The 15,761-nt window shown below is 43.4% G+C and carries 16 protein-coding genes; 13 read left to right on the forward strand and 3 right to left on the reverse strand.

The window, feature by feature from the left end:
• Positions 1 to 112: 112 nt before the first annotated feature.
• The 5 genes from dapD (at position 113) to QY97_RS00410 (ending at position 4,319) form a co-directional block, all read left to right on the forward strand.
• Positions 113 to 823 (forward strand): 2,3,4,5-tetrahydropyridine-2,6-dicarboxylate N-acetyltransferase, encoded by a 711-nt coding sequence (dapD, locus tag QY97_RS00390; protein WP_039231801.1) that lies wholly within the window; start codon positions 113 to 115, stop codon positions 821 to 823.
• A gap of 107 nt (positions 824 to 930) precedes the next feature.
• Positions 931 to 2,052 (forward strand): N-acetyldiaminopimelate deacetylase, encoded by a 1,122-nt coding sequence (locus tag QY97_RS00395; protein ID WP_039231803.1) that lies wholly within the window; start codon positions 931 to 933, stop codon positions 2,050 to 2,052.
• Between the two features lie 277 nt (positions 2,053 to 2,329).
• Entirely contained in the window at positions 2,330 to 2,872 is a 543-nt protein-coding gene (locus QY97_RS00400) for a peroxiredoxin (RefSeq protein ID WP_039231805.1), read from the forward strand.
• A gap of 83 nt (positions 2,873 to 2,955) precedes the next feature.
• Positions 2,956 to 3,414 carry a TlpA family protein disulfide reductase gene (locus QY97_RS00405; protein WP_039231807.1) on the forward strand — a complete coding sequence of 153 codons (459 nt, stop codon included), beginning with the start codon at positions 2,956 to 2,958 and terminating at the stop codon, positions 3,412 to 3,414.
• Positions 3,415 to 3,647: 233 nt separating this feature from the next.
• Positions 3,648 to 4,319: a potassium channel family protein gene (locus QY97_RS00410; protein ID WP_039231810.1), complete on the forward strand. Its 672-nt coding sequence runs from the start codon at positions 3,648 to 3,650 to the stop codon at positions 4,317 to 4,319.
• 62 nt (positions 4,320 to 4,381) lie between these two features.
• Here the strand turns inward: QY97_RS00410 and rnjA are convergent, their stop codons facing one another.
• Entirely contained in the window at positions 4,382 to 6,049 is a 1,668-nt protein-coding gene (gene rnjA / locus QY97_RS00415) for a ribonuclease J1 (protein WP_039231813.1), read from the reverse strand.
• A 3-nt stretch (positions 6,050 to 6,052) separates the two neighbouring features.
• Complete coding sequence (locus QY97_RS00420) at positions 6,053 to 6,262, reverse strand: DNA-dependent RNA polymerase subunit epsilon (RefSeq protein WP_039231816.1); 210 nt, start codon at positions 6,260 to 6,262, stop codon at positions 6,053 to 6,055.
• 528 nt (positions 6,263 to 6,790) lie between these two features.
• Here QY97_RS00420 and QY97_RS00425 point away from each other — a divergent pair.
• Positions 6,791 to 7,561: a Cof-type HAD-IIB family hydrolase gene (locus QY97_RS00425; RefSeq protein WP_039231820.1), complete on the forward strand. Its 771-nt coding sequence runs from the start codon at positions 6,791 to 6,793 to the stop codon at positions 7,559 to 7,561.
• Positions 7,562 to 7,623: 62 nt separating this feature from the next.
• Here the strand turns inward: QY97_RS00425 and def are convergent, their stop codons facing one another.
• Positions 7,624 to 8,178 (reverse strand): peptide deformylase, encoded by a 555-nt coding sequence (def, locus tag QY97_RS00430; protein ID WP_039231823.1) that lies wholly within the window; start codon positions 8,176 to 8,178, stop codon positions 7,624 to 7,626.
• Positions 8,179 to 8,348: 170 nt separating this feature from the next.
• On the opposite strand from def, the gene QY97_RS00435 reads away from it, so the two are divergent.
• The 7 genes from QY97_RS00435 to QY97_RS00465 all read left to right on the forward strand — a co-directional run bounded on the left by QY97_RS00435 (position 8,349) and on the right by QY97_RS00465 (position 15,601).
• Positions 8,349 to 8,981, forward strand: a complete 633-nt coding sequence (locus tag QY97_RS00435) for a YkyA family protein (protein ID WP_039231826.1) — start codon at positions 8,349 to 8,351, stop codon at positions 8,979 to 8,981.
• Positions 8,982 to 9,388: 407 nt separating this feature from the next.
• Complete coding sequence (pdhA, locus tag QY97_RS00440; protein WP_039232195.1) at positions 9,389 to 10,501, forward strand: pyruvate dehydrogenase (acetyl-transferring) E1 component subunit alpha; 1,113 nt, start codon at positions 9,389 to 9,391, stop codon at positions 10,499 to 10,501.
• 3 nt (positions 10,502 to 10,504) lie between these two features.
• Positions 10,505 to 11,482 carry an alpha-ketoacid dehydrogenase subunit beta gene (locus QY97_RS00445; protein ID WP_039231829.1) on the forward strand — a complete coding sequence of 326 codons (978 nt, stop codon included), beginning with the start codon at positions 10,505 to 10,507 and terminating at the stop codon, positions 11,480 to 11,482.
• Between the two features lie 70 nt (positions 11,483 to 11,552).
• Positions 11,553 to 12,905, forward strand: coding sequence for a dihydrolipoamide acetyltransferase family protein (locus QY97_RS00450; RefSeq protein WP_039231830.1), 1,353 nt, complete (start codon positions 11,553 to 11,555; stop codon positions 12,903 to 12,905).
• 4 nt (positions 12,906 to 12,909) lie between these two features.
• A complete protein-coding gene (lpdA, locus tag QY97_RS00455; RefSeq protein WP_039231833.1) occupies positions 12,910 to 14,319 on the forward strand; it encodes a dihydrolipoyl dehydrogenase in 1,410 nt (469 codons plus the stop codon).
• A 153-nt stretch (positions 14,320 to 14,472) separates the two neighbouring features.
• Complete coding sequence (locus QY97_RS00460) at positions 14,473 to 14,712, forward strand: hypothetical protein (RefSeq protein ID WP_039231837.1); 240 nt, start codon at positions 14,473 to 14,475, stop codon at positions 14,710 to 14,712.
• Between the two features lie 64 nt (positions 14,713 to 14,776).
• Complete coding sequence (locus tag QY97_RS00465) at positions 14,777 to 15,601, forward strand: polysaccharide deacetylase family protein (protein ID WP_039231840.1); 825 nt, start codon at positions 14,777 to 14,779, stop codon at positions 15,599 to 15,601.
• Positions 15,602 to 15,761: the final 160 nt, after the last annotated feature.

Consider the following 15,761-nt stretch of genomic DNA (forward strand, 5'->3'; position numbering starts at 1 on the left):
TTGTGCAAAGAATTTATTCTTGTGAAATTGATTTTAGTCTGATAAATTAAGAAGAAATGCGGCGATTAATCAATATTCCGCAACCTATAGAATTTGAGGAGGAATACATACGATGAAAATGATGGATGCACATGAGATTATCTCTTTTATTAGTAACAGTACAAAATCTACGCCAGTGAAGGTATATGTTAAAGGGGACGTAGCAGACCTAGACTTCGGTCCTTCTGCTAAAGCATTTATCGAAGGACGTTCAGGAGTTGTATTCGGTGAATGGGCTGAAATTTCCGAAGCGATTCAGCAAAATGAAAGCAAAATTGAGGATTACGTGGTAGAAAACGACCGTCGCAATTCTGCCATCCCTCTCCTAGACTTGAAAGGAGTAAAAGCGCGCATTGAGCCGGGAGCAATTATCCGTGATCAAGTTGAAATCGGTGATAATGCTGTCATTATGATGGGTGCGTCCATTAATATTGGTTCTGTTATTGGGGAAGGAACAATGATTGACATGAATGCCGTACTTGGCGGACGTGCGACAGTCGGTAAAAATTGTCACGTGGGTGCTGGCGCGGTGCTTGCCGGCGTTATTGAGCCCCCTTCCGCACAACCGGTTGTATTAGAAGACGACGTGCTAATCGGAGCAAACGCTGTTGTACTTGAAGGCGTAAGAATCGGTGAAGGCTCAGTTGTTGCAGCAGGAGCGATTGTTACAAAGGATGTTCCTCCATTCTCTGTCGCAGCAGGAGCGCCAGCAAAAGTAATTAAGCAAATTGACGATCAAACAAAGTCAAAGACAGAAATTATGCAAGAGTTGCGCAAACTGTAAGCAGCCTGCACAACAGGAGATACACGAAAAAAAGGCATGGGCTGCTTAGTCTATGCCTTTTTTGGTACGAGTTTAATCTATTTATGTAAAGAGAGCGAGTGAATGAGATGGCTCATAGCCCATTTGTTAATATACGTAGAAACCTTCATCAAATACCGGAAATAGGCTTTAAGGAATTTAAGACCCAGCGGTATATCCTTGATTATTTAGCTTCTCTTCCGCAAGAGCGGCTTAAAATCAAGACATGGAAAACCGGTATTTTTGCCAAGGTAAAGGGGAAAACCGGCAGCCGAACGATCGGTTACCGAACCGATATGGATGGTCTGCCAATTGAAGAACAGACAGGGCTTGCCTTTGGATCAACTCATGAAGGAATGATGCATGCCTGCGGGCACGATATACATATGAGTATTGCATTAGGAGTGCTTACCCACTTTGTTCAAAATGAAATCGATAACGACTTATTATTTATTTTCCAGCCCGCTGAAGAAGGCCCAGGGGGCGCAGCGCCAATGATGGCAAGCGAAGAAATGCAGCAGTGGAGGCCGGATGAAATTTATGCTCTACATATTGCTCCTGAGTATCCGGCAGGGACGATTGCTACGAAAGAGGGACTTTTATTCGCTAACACTTCAGAGTTATTTATTGATTTGAAAGGCAAAGGCGGACATGCTGCTTTTCCCCACGAAACGAGGGATATGGTTGTTGCTGCTGCCCATTTGATTACACAGCTGCAGACAGTGGTTTCAAGAAATACAGACCCGCTTGATAGTGCGGTCGTGACGATCGGCAAGCTGACAGGCGGCACTGTACAGAATATTATTGCGGAGCACGCTAGACTTGAAGGAACCATTCGTACCTTGTCTGCAGAGGCGATGGCTAAAGCTAAGCATCGGATCGAAAAGCTGATCGAAGGTATTGAGGTGGGGTTTGAATGCATAGCAGACATCGATTATGGCTGTAATTATTATCAGGTCAATAATGACCCATCCATTGCACGCCGGTTTATCGACTTTATGAATCAAAAGGAAAACATAGAGCTTGTTGTATGTAAAGAGGCAATGACTGGTGAGGATTTTGGCTACATGCTTAAAGAAATCCCCGGCCTCATGTTCTGGCTCGGAGTAGGATCGGACTATGGTCTTCATCATGCTAAGCTTAATCCGGATGAACGAGCTATTCAAGTAGGCATTGAAACGATGACAAGCTATTTCCACTCGCTCGCTTAAAAAGCTTAGGGGTTATCATTTTGTTTGCCATGAAGAAAGTGGTACACTAAATGAAGGAAGATTGTTTAAAAAGGTTGGTTCTGGGCATAACAGTAAAGGGCCTCTTTACTTCGGAAATAAACATTTAGAATACTTATTTCTTTTTTAAAATTATTATAAATAGATGTTGACTGATTTATTGGTAAATATTATAATGAAAATTGTGAGAAGAAAGTAAATGAGAAAATCTCCTTTACTTTCTCAATTATAAAGAAAATGTTTTGGAGGGATTTTAACAATGGCAGAACGCATGGTAGCTAAGCAAGCCCCACGTTTCGAAATGGACGCAGTATTGCCTAACAAAGAATTCGGAAAAGTAAGTCTTGAAGAAAACATGAAAAACGACAAGTGGACAGTATTATTCTTCTATCCAATGGACTTCACTTTCGTATGTCCAACAGAAATCACTGCTTTATCTGATCGTTACGATGAGTTTGAAGATCTAGATGCTGAAGTAATTGGTGTATCTACTGATACTATCCATACTCACTTAGCTTGGATTAACACTGACCGCAAAGACAACGGTCTTGGCGATCTTAAGTATCCGCTAGCTGCTGATACAAACCACACTGTGGCTCGTGACTACGGTGTATTAATCGAAGAAGAAGGCGTAGCTCTTCGCGGTTTGTTTATCATCAACCCAGAAGGCGAACTTCAATATCAAGTAGTTAACCACAACAACATTGGCCGTGATGTTGATGAAACACTACGTGTGCTTCAAGCGCTTCAAACTGGCGGTCTTTGCCCTGCTAACTGGAAGCCAGGTCAAGAGACTCTATAATATTCCCTAAAGGAATAACCAAGTAATTAAAGGCCTAACGAATCAGTTAGGCCTTTTTCAAACAAAAGGAGGCTGCTAGCATCATGAAATTAAGAGAACCAATGCCGGAATTAACAGGTGAAACAGCTTGGCTGAACGGCGAAGTGAAAAAAGAAGAGCTTATCGGTGAAAAGCCAACACTTATTCACTTCTGGTCTATCAGCTGCCATCTATGTAAGGAAGCAATGCCAAAAGTGAATGAATTTCGCGATCAATACAGCGATAAATTAAACGTAGTAGCTGTGCATATGCCGCGCTCTGAGGATGATTTAAACCTTGAAGAAATCGAATCAGTAGCGAAGGAGCATGGAATCACTCAACCGATTTTTGTTGACAGCCAGCATAAATTAACAGAAGCGTTTGAGAACCAATATGTGCCGGCTTACTATGTATTTGATAAAGAAGGAAACCTTCGTCACTTCCAAGCAGGCGGAAGCGGTATGAAAATGCTTGAAAAGCGTGTAAACCGTGTACTGGACGAAACTGAAAAAGGTGCACAATAAAGGAACCAGCCAGCCGGCTGGTTTTTTATTTTGTCCTCAGCGGATACTAGGCAGCTCTTGTGCCTGATGAAGAGCAGGAGGAAAGCAAAAGCGAAGAATTGGTCTCTATTCTTTCTCTTATTTATGATAAAATAGGCGAATAAAGCAATTGGGAATTCTCGGCTTGTGAAGGCCTTGTATCCTTGTTAAATAAAAGGAAGGGGACTTCATGACTTGATGATGGAGGATTTTATATGAAGAAGGAATTTGTAGTTATTGGGCTGGGGCGCTTTGGCGGTAGCATATGCCGCGCGCTCGCTGAAGAAGGAATGGAAGTTATGGTCATTGATGTAGATGAGGATCGAGTCAATGAGTTTGCACCAATCGCTTCTCATGCTGTCGTAGCTGACACGACGGACGAATCCATTTTGAAAAGCTTGGGTATTCGTAATTTCGACCATGTGATAGTAGCCATTGGTGATGATATCCAATCCAGCATTTTAACAACATTGATGCTAAAGGAAATCGGAGTCAAGGAAGTTACCGCTAAAGCGCAAAATGATTACCATGAAAAGGTGCTTAGAAAGATTGGAGCAGACAATGTTGTGCACCCGGAGAGAGATATGGGCCGAAGGCTGGCTCATCATATGATTTCTAATAATGTGCTGGATTATTTAGAGCTTTCAGATGAACACTCCATCATGGAGATTGTCGCGAACCGCCCGTTATCAGGCTATTCATTGCTCGATTTGGACATTCGAGCGAAATATGGGATTAATATTGTTGCGATCAAGAGAGGGAGCGATATTATTGTCTCGCCTCAAGCAGATGAGCGGATTTTAGAAGGGGATATTTTGATTGTTATCGGGGCTGATTCAGACATTGGCCGCTTTGAAAAAAATATGACCAACAATGATCTCTTTTAGGCAGTTGATTGATCGGTTATATAAAAAAGAGGCGGGAGTACTCCCGCCTCTTTTTTATATGCTTATACTTCCATAATAATTGGAAGGATCATCGGGCGACGCTTTGTTTTCTCATAAAGGAATGGGGCGAGAACGTCAGTGATTTCGTTTTTAATCTCCGCCCATTGAGTGGTTTTCTTGCTTAGCGTGCGATGAATATGCTTATTTAACATGCTTTGAGCTTCATTAATTAAGTCGCCGGATTCACGCATATACACAAAGCCGCGGGAAATGATGTCAGGTCCAGCTACGACTTTATATGTCTCCATATCAATGCTCACAACGACAATGACTAATCCTTCTTCTGAAAGGATGCGCCGGTCCCGAAGAACGATGTTGCCGATATCCCCGATGCCGCTGCCATCTATATAGACAGAGCCGGAAGGGATTTTGCCTGCAGGCTGGGCCGTATCCTTGCCGAGAGCAAGGACTTCTCCGTTATCCATGATAAAGCAGTTCTCTTCTGGCACACCGCAATCTACAGCCAACTGGACGTGCGTTTTTAACATGCGGTATTCACCATGGATAGGCATGAAGTATTTAGGCTTTATTAAACGAAGCATTAGTTTTTGCTCTTCCTGGCTTCCGTGTCCCGACGTATGAATATTGTTCAAGGAACCATGAATGACTTCTGCTCCTGCGCGGAACAAAGCATTAATTGTCCGGTTTACACTGATGGTATTTCCAGGGATAGGCGACGATGAAAAGACGACGGTATCGCCCGGCTGAATTTGAATCTGCCGGTGCGTGCCGTTAGCAATCCGGGAAAGAGCAGCCATCGGTTCACCTTGGCTTCCTGTACAAAGAATGGTCACCCGGTCAGCTGGAAGCCTATTTAATTGCTGTGTATCAATAAATGTGTCCTTTGGGCAGCAGATGTATCCGAGATCCTGGCCAATATTAATGGCTGCTTCCATGCTTCGGCCGAAGACAGCTACCTTTCGGTTGTTTTCCACGGCTGCTTCAACTACCTGCTGCAGGCGGTGAATATTAGAAGCAAATGTGGCGAAAATTACCCGGCCCTCGACTTTTCTAAAAATGTCTTGAATGCTTTCGCCTACCCGCCGCTCAGACATCGTGAAATTTGGCACTTCACTGTTTGTGCTGTCAGATAGGAGGCAAAGCACGCCTTCCTTGCCGATTTCAGCCATCTTTGTTAAGTTTGCCGGCTCACCCACTGGTGTGAAATCAAACTTAAAGTCACCTGTATGGACGATATTGCCTGGAGGTGTTTTTACAACAATACCGTAAGAATCAGGGATGCTGTGCGTCGTACGGAAAAAGGTAACAGATGTTTTGCGAAACTTGATGACGTCATCCTCCTGGATCGGGTGCAGCTTCGCTTGACGGAGCAATCCGTGTTCTTCAAGTTTGTTTTTAATTAATCCAAGAGCTAATTTTCCTCCATAGATCGGTATATTTACCCGGCGGAGTAAATACGGGATCCCGCCGATATGGTCTTCATGGCCATGCGTGATAAATAGTCCTTTAATCTTGTCTACATTTCTTTCTAAGTAGGTATAATCAGGAATGACATAATCAATACCGAGAAGCTCATCTTCCGGAAACATAATGCCGGCATCGATTAAAATGATTTCATCCTGAAATTGTACAGCATAAGTGTTTTTTCCGATTTCGCCCAAACCGCCCAGGGCAAACACCGCCGTTTGATCATTTTTTACGCCTTTCATAAATTACAGCTTCTCCAGCTGAAATTTAGGGGACTGTTGCTCGTAGGCTAAGTAAGCCCCCTCAAGAGATTGGACGAATTCAATATTGTAAGGGCGGTTTTTTAAAGATTCGCGCACTTTCCGTTCAGAAGGTGCTTCCATGTAAAGAACATGTGTGTTCTCGCGTACGGGTACTTCTGTTCTTTTTTCTTGATAATACACTTTAAAAATCATTTTCTAGTTCTCTCCTTGTCCGCTTAATATATGAAAACTGTCTAGCTGAATCGATCAGAAGACAGTTTCTTTCTCTTCAATTACTGTGCTGTTTTTTATTATATAGAATACCCAGTTTTTTTTCATGTCTTGCACATTTTATAAACAATTGTCAGCTGCTGTCTATACGTCTATACATAAAGACAGCCCTCCATAACGGAAGGCCACACCTAATTAACGCTATGCGATTGATTTTCTTCTGAGTATGTCTCTCCACTGTTTGACAAGCTTTTTCTTTAGCTTTTTAAACATAGTGGATCACTCCTTATGGTTATTCTAGCATGTATTTGTCAAAATTTAAAGGGTTGTGAAGCAATTCTGCTTCGCAATCCTCAAAACAGTTCCTTATGCTTACTTTTATTATGGCCGATTGTGCATTGGATTATTTGCTCGTATTTTGGCAGCTGTTGTCATGGTTGGTGTTTAATTGACTTTTTTCAAAAGTTGAGATAGCTTGAAAAGGAGAAAAAGCGGGGAGGAGCTGCTTGTATGACGAAAATTGCTTTCTTTGATATAGATGGGACATTGCTTAATCATGATAAGAAGCTGCCTTCTGCTACAAAAGAAGCGGTTAAGCGATTGAGGGACAATGGAGTATACACAGCCATTGCTACGGGGAGAGCGCCTTTTATGTTTGAGGACTTGCGAGAGGAGCTGGATATTCACTCGTTCGTCAGCTTTAATGGTCAATACGTGGTGTTTGAGGAAGAGGTTGTTTATTTGAACCCGCTGGCGGCTGATTCGCTTGACAGGCTATACCGGCATGCGGAAGAGCGAAATCATTCACTTGTTTATATGACCGAGTCACATATGAAAGCGAACCGTCCGGACGATACATATATAGCCGAAAGCATTTCAAGCTTGAAATTTCCTTATCCAGACTTGCATCCGGATCTTTATAAGGAGCAAGAACTGTATCAGACGCTGGTGTTCTGCAAGGAAGAGGAGGAAGAGTATTATCGGGAACAGTTCCCTGAATTTTCTTTTATCCGCTGGCATCCATATTCGCTTGACATTCTTCCGAGAGGCGGATCGAAGGCGGAGGGTATCAAAAAGCTGATGGACCGGCTTGACTTTAAAATGGAAGATGTATATGCATTCGGAGATGGGCTGAATGATATAGAAATGCTAAAAGTGGCAGGAACAGGCGTTGCTATGGGCAATGCTCATCCAAAGGTGAAGGAAGCTGCCGACCTCGTAACGGCTGATGTAGCAGAAGATGGTATTTATCATGCGTTAAAAAAGCTTGAGCTTATATAATGACAATGATACGAGCAAAGAAGTGGCCGGCTGTTTTAGACAGCCGGCCACTTCTTTCTATGTTATCTTTCGATAGGAGTAGAGTTTTGTGGAACAGCAAAAGGGTTTTGCGGATCAATATGGTCATAAAACATGACACCATTTAAATGATCAATCTCATGCTGAACAACAATGGCCGGCATTCCCTTTAGTCGAATCTTGAATTCATTCCCTTCAAGATCTGCAGCCTTGACGGTTACCCTCGCGTACCGGTGTACGTAACCAGGAACCTCCCTGTCGACAGAGAGGCACCCTTCCCCAGAAGCTAAATATGCTTGCTCCACAGAATGACTGACAATCTTAGGATTAATCAATACATAGCTGAATAGCTGGCCTCTTTCATCATAGACATGGACGGCAATCATCCGTTTAGAAACGGCGATTTGAGGAGCAGCTAGGCCAACACCTGGACGAAGGCCGTACTTTTGTGAGACTTCGGGATCTTGACTGTTTTTTACGTATTCAAGCAGGCTTTCTGCTATTTTTTTATCTTCTTCGTTTAAAGGCAACGCCACGTCTTTTGCTTTTTCTCTTAAAACGGGATGACCTTCACGTATAATATCATTCATTGTGATCATATAGGTACCTTCCTTCTATTCATCAATTCCTATGGTTAGTGTATCAAAAAAAAGAAATGTTGTTAATGAGTGAGCAAAGGTTTCAGAAAAAGTGTGAAAAGGGTATGGAAAAAGAGGAAAATCCCGTATGATACATAAGTAAGAGAAGTCAGGGCATGGGGGGAAGCAGGATGAATAAAAAAGTAATTATGTCCATCGCTTCGGCTGCTTGTTTACTAGCCGCCTGCGGTGGAACGCCTGAAGAGCAGGCGGTGGATGTATTTGAAGAAGCGGCACAAGCTGAAAGTGAGTTTGTAAAGCAGCAAGAGACGCTTTCTGATTTAGAGAAGAAAGAGCAAAATATCTTTCAGGATATGATGGCTGTCAGCAAGGAGGAAGAAAGCAAGATAAAGGAGCTTGGTGAAGAAGCGGACAAGATATTAAAGGAACGCGCCGAAGTGTTTGCTAAGGAACAGGAGGCAATGGAGAAGTCTGCATCCGCTATAGAGGAGCTGGATGAACTTGGCAATATAGAGGGTGAACGGCTAAATGAGCAGCTGGGCGAGCTTCGGAAAACAGCAGGAGCCCGATATAAAGAGTATGATGAAATTGAGACTCTCTATACGGAGAACATTGAGCTGAATGAGAAGCTTTTCGATATGATGGAAGACAAAGAGGCTAAGCTGAAGGATGTAGAAGAACAGCTGGAGAAAATTAATGCCGGCAGTGAAAAGCTTATACAGGCTAATGAGAAGTTTAACCAGCTCACCAACCAATTTAATAAACAACGGGCAGCTTTCGAAGAAGCCTTATCAAAGAGCTAGTCAGCTGATGAGACTGAAAACCGGGAAGGAAATTCCCGGTTTTTTTTCTTCCTGAAAGGGAAAGGGTATACGTGTATAAAAAGAAAGAGAGAATGAAAAAGGGAACTACTCTATAACAGATAGAAAAGTTGTTTGTTTTTATAACACAGTTTGTTTTGTTAAGTAATACAGATTTTACTTCTGGAAATAGGTTAAAAGCACAATCGCTATTAAATCAACGATTATTATTTGACTTTGAGTGCGATGTTAGTATAAACTCTTACCTATAAACAAGAGTTGTACTACTAATAATGAAATATAAATTAGTACAGCGTAACCGCTAAGGAAGCGAGAGAGCTCAGCTAGTTAAACCGTGTGATCAAGGAGAATGACAGGTATAACCAAAAAAGAAAGGATCGGTGGCTTTCATGTGTGCCAATAAGAAAAAGCAATTCGATGCAAAGAAAACGCTCGAAACGATTGAAAATCAATTTGAAATGGTTCAAGTTTTGAATGAGAAAGGAGAAGTCGTTAACGAGAGTGCGATGCCTGATTTAACAGACGACCAGCTTGAGGAATTGATGACCCGCATGGTGTACACACGCATTTTGGATCAGCGCTCTATTTCCTTAAACCGTCAAGGTCGTCTAGGGTTCTATGCACCTACAGCCGGACAGGAAGCTTCTCAAATTGCTTCCCATTTTGCTTTGGAGAAAGAGGACTGGGTGCTTCCGGGATATCGTGATGTTCCTCAAATCGTTTGGCACGGTCTTCCTCTTTATCAAGCTTTCTTATTCTCGCGCGGGCACTTCCACGGTAACCAAATGCCGGAAGGGGTTAATGTTCTGTCTCCGCAAATTATTATTGGAGCGCAGTACATTCAAACAGCCGGTGTGGCGCTTGGCTTGAAGAAGCGCGGCAAAAAAGCGGTAGCCGTTACATATACAGGTGATGGCGGTTCATCCCAAGGTGATTTCTATGAAGGAATTAACTTTGCCGGCGCGTTTAATGCGCCTGCCATTTTCTTTGTGCAAAACAACCAGTTTGCTATTTCAACACCAAGAGAAAAACAAACAGCTGCTAAAACAATTGCTCAAAAAGGGGTAGCAGCCGGTATTCCAAGCGTTCTTGTAGATGGCATGGACCCATTAGCGGTTTACGCAGTGACACGCGAAGCTAGAGAACGTGCGCTAAATGGAGAAGGACCGACTTTAATTGAAACACTATGCTATCGCTATGGCCCTCATACAATGGCCGGGGACGACCCGACACGTTACCGTACAAGCGAAACAGACAGTGAGTGGGAAAAGAAAGATCCGCTTATCCGCTTCCGTGCCTATTTAGAAGGCAAGGGACTATGGAACGAAGAAAAAGAGAACGCCGTTATTGAGCGGGCAAAAGAAGAAATTAAAGCGGCTATTAAGAAGGCGGATCAAACACCTAAACAAAAAGTGACGGATTTAATTTCTAATATGTACGAGGAACTTCCAGTGAATTTAAAAGAGCAATATGAAATTTATAAAGAGAAGGAGTCGAAGTAAGCCATGGCGCAAATGACAATGATCCAAGCTATTACGGACGCTCTGCGTACAGAACTGAAGAATGATGAGAATGTTCTCGTCTTTGGAGAGGATGTTGGGGTGAACGGAGGGGTTTTCCGCGCGACGGAAGGCCTTCAAAAGGAATTCGGAGAGGACCGCGTATTTGATACGCCGCTTGCAGAGTCAGGTATTGGAGGGCTAGCAGTTGGTCTTTCGCTGCAAGGTTTCCGTCCGGTGCCGGAAATTCAGTTTTTCGGCTTCGTATATGAAGTAATGGATGCTATCAGCGGTCAGCTTGCTCGTATGCGCTATCGTTCAGGTGGGGTGTACTCAGCACCAGTAACCATCCGCTCCCCATTCGGAGGCGGAGTATTTACTCCCGAGCTTCATGCAGATAGTTTAGAAGGACTCGTAGCACAGCAGCCAGGGTTGAAGGTGGTCATTCCATCTTCTCCGTACGACGCAAAAGGACTGTTGATTTCAGCTATTCGTGACAACGATCCAGTCATCTTCCTTGAGCACATGAAATTGTATCGTTCGTTCCGTCAAGAAGTGCCGGAAGAGGAGTATACGATCCCTCTTGGCAAGGCAGAGGTGAAAAGGGAAGGGAAGGACCTTTCTATCATTTCTTATGGTGCGATGGTTCATGAGTCCATTAAGGCAGCAGAAGAGCTGGAGAAAGAAGGGTATTCTGTAGAAGTCATTGACTTACGTACTGTTCAGCCGCTAGATGTAGAAACAATTGTCGCTTCTGTCGAGAAGACCGGACGTGCAATTGTCGTACAAGAAGCACAGAAGCAAGCAGGTATTGCGGCAAATGTAGTAGCGGAAATTAATGACCGGGCGATCCTAAGCTTAGAAGCACCTGTACTTCGTGTAACTGCTCCTGATACGGTTTATCCATTCTCACAAGCTGAACCGGTTTGGCTGCCGAACTTTAAAGATGTTATTGAAACAGCGAAAAAAGTGCTTGAGTTTTAATCCTGTTTTAAACAGGTAATGCTCGGCTGTTTGCTTTGAGAATTAATTATTATTTAGGAGGATGAAGACGTTGGCATATGAATTTAAATTACCCGATATCGGAGAAGGAATTCATGAAGGCGAAATTGTCAAATGGTTTGTCAAGCCAGGCGACAAGATCGCAGAAGATGATGTCCTTTGTGAAGTTCAGAACGACAAAGCAGTTGTAGAGATTCCCTCTCCAGTAGAAGGAACGGTGGAAGATATCGTAGTAGACGAGGGGACAGTTGCTGTCGTAGGCGATGTGCTAATCAAAATCGATGCGCCTGGATATGAAAATGAAGGCAGCGCTGAAGAGAAGACGGAAGAGCAAGTGCAATCAACTGCTGAGAAGGGTCAAGACCTCGATAAAGAGGAAGCGCCTATGCAACAGGCAGACGGGGCGACAGGTGCAGGTGAGCAGCCAGCAGCTGAAGCAGAAAAGGCTCAGGCAGAAGTAGACCCGAACCGTCGTGTTATCGCTATGCCATCCGTACGCAAATATGCACGTGATAACGATGTGGATATTCGTCAGGTTGCCGGCTCCGGGAAGAATGGACGTGTCTTGAAGGAAGATATCGACAGCTTCCTTGCAGGCGGCCAACCAACGGAAGAAAAGGCGGTTGAACAAACGGAAAAGGCTGCAGAAGAGAAGACAGAAGCAGCACCGAATAAAGCTAAAGCTGTTGTGCCTGAAGGCGCCTTCCCTGAAACAAGGGAGAAAATGAGCGGTATTCGCAAGGCAATTGCGAAAGCGATGGTTAACTCTAAGCATACGGCCCCACATGTTACTTTAATGGACGAAGTAGAAGTCTCTAAGCTTTGGGATCACCGCAAGAAATTTAAGGCAGTGGCTGAGGAAAAAGGAATAAAGCTGACTTTCCTTCCTTATGTAGTGAAAGCATTAACGAGCGCGCTGCGTGAATACCCGGTGCTAAATGCATCGATTGATGATGAAACCGAAGAGATTATCCAGAAGCATTATTACAACATCGGCATTGCAGCAGATACGGACAAAGGTTTGCTCGTGCCGGTAGTGAAAAATGCGGATAGTAAGCCAATGTTTGCAATTTCGGCTGAAATCAACGAATTAGCCGATAAAGCACGAAGCGGCAAGCTGTCACCAGATGAAATGAAGGGTGCTTCTTGCACAATTACCAATATCGGTTCCGCAGGTGGTCAATGGTTTACTCCAGTTATTAATCATCCTGAAGCAGCTATTCTTGGTATCGGCCGTATTGCTGAAAAACCAATCGTAAAAAATGGTGAAATTATAGCTGCACCTGTGTTAGCATTATCATTGAGCTTTGACCATCGTTTAATTGACGGTGCAACTGCTCAAAATGCGCTTAACCACATCAAGCGTTTGTTAAATGACCCAGAACTTTTATTAATGGAGGCGTAATACAATGGTAGTAGGAGATTTTGCAGTTGAAACAGACACAATTGTTGTCGGTGCCGGTCCTGGTGGATATGTAGCAGCTATTCGTGCTGCGCAGCTCGGACAAAAAGTAACAATTGTCGAAAAAGGTGAACTCGGCGGCGTTTGTCTAAACGTTGGCTGTATCCCTTCAAAAGCCTTATTAACAGCAGCTCATCGTTACGAGCAAGCGAAACATTCCGATGACATGGGTATCGGTGCTGAGAACGTTACAGTGGACTTCAGCAAAGTGCAAAAGTGGAAAGCTGGCGTTGTTAAGAAGTTAACTGGCGGTGTTGAAGGCCTGCTCAAAGGAAATAAAGTAGATATCGTTCGCGGAGAAGCTTACTTTGTAGACAGCAACACACTTCGTGTAATGGATGAAAACTCTGCTCAAACATATAAATTCAAAAATGCTATTGTAGCAACAGGATCTCGTCCAATCGAAATTCCTAACTTTAAATTCTCTGATCGCGTTATCAACTCTACAGGTGCATTAGCGCTTGAAGAAGTACCGAATAAAATGGTCGTTGTTGGCGGAGGCTACATCGGTGCAGAGCTTTCTACCGCTTTTGCTAACTTCGGTACGGAAGTAACTATCCTTGAAGGTGCCAATGAAATCTTAGGCGGCTTCGAAAAGCAAATGTCTGCCCTTGTAAAACGCAGCCTCAAGAAAAAAGGCGTAAAAGTTGTCACAAAGGCAATGGCTAAGTCTGCTGAGGAAACTGATAACGGCGTTATCGTTACTTATGAAGCTGGCGGAAAAGAAGAGAAAATCGAAGCGGATTACGTGCTTGTAACAGTGGGACGCAGACCAAACACTGAAGAGCTTGGCTTAGAAGAAGCTGGTGTGAAAATTTCAGAAAAAGGCTTAATTGAAATTGACAAGCAATGCCGTACAAGTGTGTCCAGCATCTATGCAATTGGTGACATTGTACAAGGCTCTCCATTAGCTCATAAAGCTTCTTACGAAGGAAAAATCGCTGCTGAAGCAATCGCAGGACAACGTTCTGAAATCGATTATCTAGCTATTCCAGCAGTATGCTTCACTGAACCTGAATTAGCAACTGTTGGCTATTCAGAAGCGGAAGCAAAAGAAGAAGGTTTAGAAGTAACAGCAGCGAAATTCCCATTTGCGGCAAACGGCCGTGCATTAGCACTTAACAGCACAGATGGATTCGTTAAGCTTGTTACACGCAAAGAGGATGGATTGATTGTTGGTGCACAAATTGCTGGAACTGGTGCTTCTGACATGATCGCTGAGATCGGGCTTGCAATCGAAGCTGGTATGACAGCGGAAGATGTAGCAATGACGATCCACGCTCATCCAACTCTAGGTGAAATGACCATGGAAGCAGCAGAGGTTGCCCTTGGTTCACCAATTCACATTGTAAAATAATACGTTTTTTGCTGCTGTAGCCAGCCGGATTTTGTCCGGTCGCTGCAGCAGTTTTTTTGTGCATTCTTTCTTGGGAATTAGAAAGGCGGTTCAGTTAGGGAGAGGAAGGCCATAAGCTATATTAAATGAGGTCTTACGCTGGGGGGAGCATTCATGAAATATTATATAGTAGTGTTAATTCATTTAATGATCTGGAGCTTTTACACACTGGCCGGCTGGTTATCAAAGGGGGACTCCAAACTGTTTCATGGCCTTCTATTTGTTATCTTCTTCTACCTCTGTTTAACTGCTGCACGAACCTTCCTGCCTTCCGGAAGACAGAGCATGGCTATGACATTGACAACACTGCTCCTCTATTGGACAGGCAAAGCGGTGGCAGATCAGATACTTTAGTTGCTTTTTTCATTTGGCTTCATTTGGTAAAATGAAGCCAAATACAGGAAGGGAAGGAATACTCATGCGAAAATGGTTAGGTATCTTGACTCTCTCGATTGCATTAGCTGGCTGCGGAGAGAATGCTGCTGAGGCTCCTGAAGAAAGTCAGCAAACGCCTCCTATACCGGAGGAACAGGCGAATAGTGAACAAGCCGAAGAAAAGGTGAGCGAGGAAGCAAAGGGGACACCAGCAGAAACACCACCTCTTTACCGGATAAACGAGCAGCTGTGGACAATTGAGCCGCTCCAAGATGCTAACCCTAAAGTTGCTCTCCTGACTATTGATGATGCTCCGGAGAATTATTCTTTAGAAATGGCAAAAACTCTTAAGGAATATGAAGTACCAGCTATCTTCTTTGTGAATGGTATGTTTCTCGAAGAAGAAGAGAGCAGGCAGATATTAAAGGAAATTGCACATATGGGCTTTGAAATCGGCAATCATACTTACTCCCACCAAAATTTAAAGAGCTTAACAGAAAAAGAGCAGCGTGAAGAGATTTTAAAAGTGAATAGAATGGTAGAGGAAATTACGGGTGAAAAGCCCATTTTCTTCCGTGCCCCTTTCGGCAGCAACACGGACTTTTCAAGAAAAATCGTTCAGGAAGAGAATATGGTGCTAATGAATTGGACGTACGGCTACGATTGGGAAGAGGAATATATGGATGAAGCACCTTTGGCAAATATAATGGTTAACACGCCTCTCTTGCAAAATGGTGCAAACCTGCTGATGCATGACAGGAAATGGACAAACGAGGCGCTCGACGATATCATTACCGGGCTGCGGCAGAAAGGATATGAGTTTGTTGACCCTGCCGTGATCAAGAACGAACAGCAAACGGAAACATAACCCGTTTGCTGTTCTTTTTATATCTTTTATCTGGGAAATTAGAAAGGTTATAAGTAAGTTATTATTCCCAAAAAGTAAATGTGTTATACAATTTAAGCTTGAATTATTTAATGTGTTATATTATTATTAAATTAAATAATGATAAGTTAAGCGTTTACAA

The organism is Bacillus thermotolerans, from assembly GCF_000812025.2.
Lineage (GTDB): Bacteria > Bacillota > Bacilli > Bacillales > Domibacillaceae > Quasibacillus > Quasibacillus thermotolerans.

Excerpts from the sequence above, each read along its gene's own strand:
- QY97_RS00410 (WP_039231810.1), top strand. The coding sequence starts at position 3,648 with ATGAAGAAGGAATTTGTAGTTATTGGGCTGGGGCGCTTTGGCGGTAGC.
- dapD (WP_039231801.1), top strand. The coding sequence starts at position 113 with ATGAAAATGATGGATGCACATGAGATTATCTCTTTTATTAGTAACAGT.
- QY97_RS00405 (WP_039231807.1), top strand. The coding sequence starts at position 2,956 with ATGAAATTAAGAGAACCAATGCCGGAATTAACAGGTGAAACAGCTTGG.
- rnjA (WP_039231813.1), bottom strand. The coding sequence starts at position 6,049 with ATGAAAGGCGTAAAAAATGATCAAACGGCGGTGTTTGCCCTGGGCGGT.
- QY97_RS00460 (WP_039231837.1), top strand. The coding sequence starts at position 14,473 with ATGAAATATTATATAGTAGTGTTAATTCATTTAATGATCTGGAGCTTT.
- QY97_RS00400 (WP_039231805.1), top strand. The coding sequence starts at position 2,330 with ATGGCAGAACGCATGGTAGCTAAGCAAGCCCCACGTTTCGAAATGGAC.
- QY97_RS00465 (WP_039231840.1), top strand. The coding sequence starts at position 14,777 with ATGCGAAAATGGTTAGGTATCTTGACTCTCTCGATTGCATTAGCTGGC.
- QY97_RS00395 (WP_039231803.1), top strand. The coding sequence starts at position 931 with ATGGCTCATAGCCCATTTGTTAATATACGTAGAAACCTTCATCAAATA.
- QY97_RS00425 (WP_039231820.1), top strand. The coding sequence starts at position 6,791 with ATGACGAAAATTGCTTTCTTTGATATAGATGGGACATTGCTTAATCAT.
- lpdA (WP_039231833.1), top strand. The coding sequence starts at position 12,910 with ATGGTAGTAGGAGATTTTGCAGTTGAAACAGACACAATTGTTGTCGGT.
- def (WP_039231823.1), bottom strand. The coding sequence starts at position 8,178 with ATGATCACAATGAATGATATTATACGTGAAGGTCATCCCGTTTTAAGA.
- pdhA (WP_039232195.1), top strand. The coding sequence starts at position 9,389 with ATGTGTGCCAATAAGAAAAAGCAATTCGATGCAAAGAAAACGCTCGAA.
- QY97_RS00435 (WP_039231826.1), top strand. The coding sequence starts at position 8,349 with ATGAATAAAAAAGTAATTATGTCCATCGCTTCGGCTGCTTGTTTACTA.
- QY97_RS00445 (WP_039231829.1), top strand. The coding sequence starts at position 10,505 with ATGGCGCAAATGACAATGATCCAAGCTATTACGGACGCTCTGCGTACA.
- QY97_RS00420 (WP_039231816.1), bottom strand. The coding sequence starts at position 6,262 with ATGATTTTTAAAGTGTATTATCAAGAAAAAAGAACAGAAGTACCCGTA.